This window comes from Neisseria sp. P0001.S005 (genome assembly GCF_051963715.1).
The window spans coordinates 1-1349 of the sequence record NZ_JBQCTZ010000401.1; the positions used below are offsets into that span (position 1 = coordinate 1).

A 1349-nucleotide genomic window follows, 5' to 3' on the forward strand; every position below is an offset into this window, starting at 1 on the left:
TTGATTCCTACCCCTTTGGGTGCGCCTGATACGCCATGCCTGTTGCCGCATGAACAACAGGCGATTGTCGGGCTGACTGATTTTGTCGTGGAAGCGGAAAAAACAGCGCGCGCGCATTTGAAACATTTGGGCGTGACTACGCCTATCCGCGAGCTGAATCTGCAAACGCTGAATGAACACACGGATTTGAAGACTTTACCGGAATTGCTGAAACCTTTGCAAGAAGGGCGCAGTATGGGCATTGTCAGCGAGGCAGGTTGCCCGGCTGTGGCCGATCCGGGTGCGAATTTGGTGGCATTGGCGCATAAACACGGTTTTGAAGTACGGCCTTTGGTCGGCCCTTCCAGTTTGTTGCTGGCACTGATGGCTTCGGGTGCGAATGGGCAGAACTTTGCGTTTAAGGGTTATCTGCCGTCTGAAAAAAATGAGCGCATTCAGAGTTTGAAGGCTTTGGAGCAACGTTCACGCCAGCAAAATGAAACGCAGCTGTTTATCGAAACGCCGTATCGCAACGATGCGTTGTTGGCTGATGCGGTGGAAAACCTGCATCCTGAAACGCGCTTGTGCGTGGCTACGGACTTGACCTTGCCGACACAGGAAATCATAAGCCAGACGATTGCGCAGTGGCGAAAAAGAAAAGAAATGCCGAATTTGAAAAAACGCCCGACTATTTTTGTGTTGCATGCCGCGTAAAACTGGATTGGGTTCAATTTCAAACTATATTAGTTTGAGGAAATAAAAAAAGGCCGTCTGAACAACAGACGGCCTTTGTGTTGCCTAAGCTTTTATCAAGAAACGACTTCGCCTTGGGTGCGTTGTTTTTCGATGCTGCGGTTGATGTGCCATTGTTGGGCGATGGTCAAGAGGTTGTTGACTACCCAGTACAGAACCAAACCGGCAGGGAAGAAGAAGAACATGATGGAGAAAATCAAAGGCATGACTTTCATCATTTTCGCCTGCATAGGGTCGGTTGACGGCGGATTCAGATAAGTCTGTGCAAACATGGTCGCCGCCATAATAAAAGGCAGGATGTAGAAAGGATCCGGACGACTCAAGTCGGTAATCCAACCCAACCAAGGTGCTTGGCGCAATTCTACGGAGGCGAACAATGCCCAGTACAGACCGATGAAGACGGGGATTTGCAACAGCATAGGTAGACAGCCGCCCAGCGGATTGATTTTCTCGTCTTTGTAAAGCTGCATCATGGCTTGTTGTTGTGCCATGCGGTCATCGCCGTATTTCTCTTTGATGGCTTGCAATTTAGGTGCGGCGGCACGCATTTTTGCCATAGAGCGGTAAGAGGCGTTGGTCAATGGATACAGTACGGCTTTGACGATGATGGTCAAAAC

The 1349-nt window shown here is 49.7% G+C and carries 2 protein-coding genes; one reads left to right on the top strand and one right to left on the bottom strand.

The features are described 5' to 3' along the window. Positions 1-693: SAM-dependent methyltransferase (locus tag ACTHSP_RS20585; protein WP_440346833.1), on the top strand; the 693-nt coding region annotated here is incomplete at its 5' end. A 95-nt stretch (positions 694-788) separates the two neighbouring features. On the opposite strand, the gene yidC is transcribed toward ACTHSP_RS20585, so the two are convergent. Continuing rightward, on the bottom strand, positions 789-1349 hold a 561-nt coding region (gene yidC / locus ACTHSP_RS20590; RefSeq protein ID WP_440346834.1), incomplete at its 5' end, for a membrane protein insertase YidC.